Annotated in this window: 5 protein-coding genes; all 5 read left to right on the top strand. The window is 46.7% G+C overall.

The window, feature by feature from the left end; translation table 11 throughout:
• Positions 1–462: 462 nt before the first annotated feature.
• The 5 genes from HQN90_RS16470 to HQN90_RS16450 all read left to right on the top strand — a co-directional run bounded on the left by HQN90_RS16470 (position 463) and on the right by HQN90_RS16450 (position 5,873).
• A complete protein-coding gene (locus HQN90_RS16470) occupies positions 463–2,142 on the top strand; it encodes a ribulokinase (protein WP_173220566.1) in 1,680 nt (559 codons plus the stop codon).
• Between the two features lie 59 nt (positions 2,143–2,201).
• A complete protein-coding gene (gene araA / locus HQN90_RS16465) occupies positions 2,202–3,689 on the top strand; it encodes an L-arabinose isomerase (protein ID WP_173220564.1) in 1,488 nt (495 codons plus the stop codon).
• A 505-nt stretch (positions 3,690–4,194) separates the two neighbouring features.
• A complete protein-coding gene (locus HQN90_RS16460) occupies positions 4,195–5,196 on the top strand; it encodes an aldose 1-epimerase (protein ID WP_173220562.1) in 1,002 nt (333 codons plus the stop codon).
• Positions 5,197–5,288: 92 nt separating this feature from the next.
• Entirely contained in the window at positions 5,289–5,462 is a 174-nt protein-coding gene (locus HQN90_RS16455) for a hypothetical protein (protein ID WP_173220559.1), read from the top strand.
• A 78-nt stretch (positions 5,463–5,540) separates the two neighbouring features.
• Positions 5,541–5,873 carry an ASCH domain-containing protein gene (locus HQN90_RS16450; RefSeq protein WP_173220557.1) on the top strand — a complete coding sequence of 111 codons (333 nt, stop codon included), beginning with the start codon at positions 5,541–5,543 and terminating at the stop codon, positions 5,871–5,873.
• Positions 5,874–6,000 lie beyond the last annotated feature (127 nt).

Below are 6,000 nucleotides of genomic sequence, written 5' to 3'. Positions count from 1 at the left end.
TAAAAAATTAGAAGCCATAGAAATTTCGGTTTAGTGTGTTTAGAGAAATGAGAAAAATGAAAAACTGCGAGAGCGAGAGCATTTAGCAGATGGACTCCATAATTAAGGGGCCGAACCGAAAAGCAGGTATTTTTGAGGTTTATGGAGATTTCATTGGATTATTTCCAGTGTAAGCATGCAATAAGCCCTCTGAAGGCTGGTTTCATTGGACGAATTCCACTGAGAAGAATAAGTTGTTAACCGACGTCTAAGCTCCAGATGAAGATACAGATCAACTCTAATCGAAATAGGTCTATGTACAATCCGCAAAGAAGGTGAAATGCATGATCTGCCGTCCTGCTGCAAATTTGTTGTATCCGCTTGCGGGCTTGCCTTTTCTTATGGTAAAAAAGTTGTAGTCAACTTGTACGTACAAGTGATATACTCGTTTCTAGAGACACATTAATTTGAAGGAGGTTCTCCATGTCCAAAAAATACGCGATTGGCGTTGATTATGGAACAGAATCCGGCCGTGCCGTGCTGGTTGATTTGAGTGACGGCACAGAGGTAGCCGATCATGTAACCCCATACCCGCATAATGTAATTGATGAGAAGCTGCCTGTATCGGGAATTAAGCTTGAGTATGATTGGGCTTTGCAGCATCCGCAGGATTACATAGATGTATTAACCCAATCTGTACCTGCAGTAATGAAAGCTTCCGGTGTAGATCCGGCAGATGTTATTGGCCTGGGCATTGATTTCACAGCTTGTACGATGCTTCCTATCGATCAGCAGGGGCGGCCGCTTTGTTTCAATCCCGCACTGACTTCCAATCCGCATAGCTGGGTCAAACTTTGGAAGCACCACGCTGCGCAGGATGAGGCGAACTTGATCAATGAGATCGCAGAAAGCAGAGGAGAAGCCTTCCTGCCACGTTACGGCGGCAAAATTTCATCCGAGTGGATGATTGCGAAGATTTGGCAAATTGTGAATGAAGCTCCTGATATTTATGAGCAAACAGACCGCTTTTTGGAAGCAGCAGATTGGGTTGTCTCCCAAATGACGGGTCAAGCGGATATCGTCCGCAATAGCTGTACCGCCGGCTACAAATCGATTTGGCATAAAAAAGACGGCTATCCGAGCAAGGAATTCTTCAAAGCTTTGGATCCCCATCTCGAGAATTTGACGGAAACGAAGCTTCGCGGTGATGTGGTGCCACTCGGAACCAAAGCGGGTGAACTCACCACAGCAATGGCGCAGTTAATGGGCTTGCAAGCCGGAACGGCTGTTGCCGTAGGGAATGTGGATGCGCATGCCGCAGTGCCAGGAGTTGGGGTTGTTACACCTGGCAAGCTGGTTATGGCGATGGGAACTTCCATTTGTCATATGCTGATTGGAACGGAAGAAAGGCAAGTCGAAGGCATGTGCGGCGTTGTGGAAGACGGCATTATCCCGGGATACTTAGGATATGAAGCAGGACAGTCTGCGGTTGGGGATATTTTTGCTTGGTATGTGGAACAGGGAGTTCCTGCGTATGTGCAGGTGGCAGCGGAGCAAGAAGGTGTGAATGTCCATGAATGGTTGGAACGTCTTGCATCCGCTTACAAACCAGGTGAAACGGGCTTGCTCGCTTTGGATTGGTGGAACGGAAATCGTTCAGTGCTTGTGGATACTGAACTAAACGGTGTTATTCTTGGTTATTCTTTATTGACGAAGCCGGAAGAGATTTATCGCACTCTGTTGGAAGCAACCGCATTTGGCACGCGCAAAATCGTCGATGCTTTTCACAGCAACGGTGTTGAAGTTCAGGAATTATACGCCTGTGGTGGTTTACCGCAAAAGAATCGCCTATTGATGCAAATTTATGCTGATGTTACGAATCGTGAGATTAAAATTGCCGATTCCAAACAAACACCGGCACTGGGAGCAGCGATGTTCGGAGCTGTTGCCGCTGGTGCGGCTAGTGGTGGCTATGACAGTATCGTCGATGCCGCTCAGCGAATGGCACGAGTACGTAAAGAGACTTTCAAACCTATCGCAGATAATGTGGCTGTGTATGAGAAGCTGTATCAAGAGTACAGCAAGCTCCATGACTATTTTGGACGCGGAGAAAATGATGTCATGAAGCGGCTGCGCTCCATTCGTGAGGAAGCTCGCCATTAATTAATTGCCAATTCATTCATAGAAAGCTTACACCCAATCAACCAAGGAGGCTAACTAGCATGAACCCTTTTAAAGAGAAAGTATTTTGGTTCGTAACCGGGAGTCAACATTTATATGGACCAGAGACTTTGCTTCAAGTGGAAGAGCATTCCAAACAAATGACAGAAGGCATTGACGGTCATAAGTCCATTCCTAGCAAATTGATTTTCAAACCAGTACTTACGACACCTGACGCGATCCGCCGACTATGTTTGGATGCGAATGCAGACGATTCCTGTGCCGGTATTGTCACTTGGATGCATACTTTCTCCCCAGCCAAAATGTGGATTGCCGGCTTAGCCGAATACCGCAAGCCGCTGTTGCACCTGCATACACAGTTCAACCGCGATATTCCGTGGGAAACGATCGACATGGACTTCATGAACCTGAATCAAGCGGCTCATGGTGATCGTGAGTACGGCTTCATCGGTGCACGCATGGGCATTTCCCGCAAAGTGGTTGTTGGTTATTGGGAAGATCCGGCTGTCCTTAGCCGCATAGCAGGGTGGATGCGTACGGCTGTTGCGTTCGTTGAAGGACGCAGTCTGAAAGTAGCGCGATTTGGCGATAACATGCGTCAGGTTGCAGTGACAGAAGGCGATAAAGTGGAAGCTCAAATCAAATTTGGCTGGTCCATCAATGGGTATGGCGTTGGTGATCTCGTCGAGCGTGTAGGGGATATTACGGAGTCTCAAGTGGATCAATTAATGGATGAATACAGCGAAAAGTATGATATCACAGAAGAAGGCCGCTCAGCAGGTTCTGTACGCGAGGCTATTCGTGAGCAAGCACGTATTGAGCTCGGACTGAAGGGCTTCTTGGAAGAAGGCGGCTTCGGTGCATTTACGACGACTTTTGAGGATTTGCATGGACTGAAGCAGCTTCCAGGTCTTGCCGTTCAACGTTTGATGGAGCAAGGTTATGGCTTCGGCGGAGAAGGCGACTGGAAAACAGCCGCACTGACACGCGTGATGAAAATCATCGCAAATAACAAAGGCACGTCCTTCATGGAAGATTACACATACCATATGGAGCCAGGTCAAGAACTGGTTCTCGGTGCACATATGCTTGAAATCTGTCCGACAATTGCCGCTACGCGCCCGAAAATTGAGGTTCACCCGCTTGGTATTGGCGGCAAAGACGATCCTGCTCGCCTTGTATTTGACGGTTCTTCCGGTGCTGCTCTGAATGCATCGCTGATTGATATGGGCAACCGGTTCCGATTGCTGATTAACGAAGTAGATGCTGTTCAACCAGCTAAAACTATGCCGAAATTGCCGGTAGCACGCGTGCTGTGGAAGCCGCAGCCTTCCTTGCGTGACTCTGCTGAAACTTGGATTTATGCGGGCGGTGCACATCACACGGTATTCTCTTATAACGTGAGTACAGAGCAGTTGGTTGATTGGGCTGAGTTAGCAGGCGTGGAAGTTGTAATTATTAATAAACATACGAATCCTTTGCAGTTCCGCAATGAGCTTCGCTGGAGCGAAGTGGCGTGGAAACGCTAAGCGAAGATACGGAAGCCGGCCCAAACTATGTGCAGTGTTGCGCGAACATATAGGTAATGACCATAACTTGCCTAATCTGAAAACCTGCGTAAATGCAGGCTTTTGGGGGCGGATCGCGTGAAAACATCAGAAAGCCTGCGATTATGCAGGCTTTCTCAGCTTTTCCATCCTGAAATAGCAAAAGGGTCTCTAAAGGATGCATAATCGCAGGCTTTTCCTTATTACCCCCGTTTCCAAGACGAAAAGCATGCATAATCGCAGGAATTACGCGCTAACTGAGCCAAAGTGAGCCTTGAGGCAAGGCGGCTTTCGCTTGCGCATATAACTGCTCTAAACTGGGCTTATCTCCATAGGGGGCAGCTATTTTCAATTGCTACAAAAGAAAAGTCACATTTATCGATGTCGGTAAAATTTTCATCCATTGACTTCTTTATTTAAGATGCTATAAAGTGAATTCATATAAGCTTGTCCTCGATGGGACAGTATTGTGGGAGGCTAACACGAAATGACGACGAAAGCGTATGAAGGTACTTATCAAGGAGAGAAGGCGATTTGGCTGCAGGCTGGCCGTTATGAAGCGGTTGTTTTACCTGAAATCGGAGCTAATCTCATTGCATTTAGAGATACGGAGAAAGAATATAAGTTTTTGCGCGAGCCCTCTTTAGCAGAGATGGATTCGTTCAAAGAGCGTCCAATCGTACATGGCATTCCAGTGCTATTCCCGCCTAATCGTTACCAGGATGGTAAATTTCCTTGGAATGGCAAGGTGTATGAATTCCCAGTGAATGAGCCCGCAACAGGCAACCATTTGCACGGTTTTGTACACAATATTCCATGGGCTGTTGAGAAATTCGGCGCGGACGAATCAGAAAGTCATGTGACCTTGGTTTTACAAGTGAGAGAAGGCCACTCCGTTTATGCGTATTTACCGCATGCTTTTACAATTCGTTTGACATACACATTAAATGAGTCCGGTTTACATCAAGATATCTCTGTACATAATGAAGGTACAGACGCTATGCCGTGTTTGTTGGCTTATCATACGACGATTAATGCGCCTTTTGCACCGAACAGCCAGCCTTCCGATTATGGGTTCAAAATGACGATCGGCAACCGCTGGAAGCTAAATGAAAGAATGCTGCCGACGGGGGAATACCAACCGTTAACAGCGGATGAAGCGAAGATGAAAGTAGGCGGCTTGTCGCCGTTCTTTGCATCCATGGACAACCACTATACGACAGCACCGCAGAACGGCCGCAATTATATGGAGTTGACAGATTCACGCGAAGGGATCAAACTGGTCTATGATGTAGGAACCTCCTACAAGCAATGGATGATCTGGAATAATGGCGCTTCGGAAGGGTTTTTCTGTCCGGAACCGCAAATGAATCTGGTGAATGCACCGAATGTCGATCTGCCTGCCGATCAAATCGGTTTGGTATCGCTTGAGCCAGGCGAGGTTTGGGGCGAAAGAGCAAGACTATATACCATTGACTTGAAGAAATAAAACGATATGTACCCCTTTGGCGCATGGAGAGAATCCGACGTGATAATCTACAGGCAGCAAGGGGTATTTTTTCGGAAAGGTAAGGTGTACGCATGGACAATCAAGAAAATGCGCAAATGGAAGCTTATATGGCGGAAAATAAGAAATTAAAGCAGGAGAACGAGCGGTTGAAACAAGAAATTGCCAGATTACGCGGTGTGAAACGGCCATCCGGTGAAGCCATGGATACGATGTCGACGAAGCTGAAAGAGGCATTGAGAGAATAAACGCGTTCGTATGAAAGCTTGTTCGACAAACGCGATAGCATTCGGTATAATGAAAACTGCCAAAAGGAGGGAAAAGAAATGAACGAAACCTTACCACCAAAAACGTGTTCGATCGACCGACTTGTAACCAAAGAAGCAGAAGTTAGCAAAGTACTCGCTGGATCCAAAACAGCTTGCAGACGCAATGGGCGCTATGCCGATATCGGTGAAACGATGGAGCTGAATGGTAACTCATTCACGGTGACGAAAGTGTACCAACAATCACTAGGTGAATTAACTGTTGAAGATGCAAAGGCTGAAGGACATGAAACTGTCGATGAATACCGCGATAGCATTCTATCCATTCATCCAGGTATGCCATGGCTGCCGCAAATGAAAGTATGGGTTCATGAATTCCAAAAAGCGGAATAAAAACAAACGAAAAACAGTGCGGATCTAAGGATCTGCACTGTTTTGTTAACCACAATAGAAAGTATAAGTTTTCGGTCTCCGAAAACGTCTTTCTATTTGGCGATAAAACCTGCCTCTGAACGCGGTC

It is taken from the genome of Paenibacillus alba, from assembly GCF_013204855.1.
Taxonomy (GTDB): domain Bacteria; phylum Bacillota; class Bacilli; order Paenibacillales; family NBRC-103111; genus Paenibacillus_E; species Paenibacillus_E alba.
The sequence above is the reverse complement of the archived record's forward strand: the minus strand, read 5'-3'. Positions and strand labels throughout refer to the sequence as shown.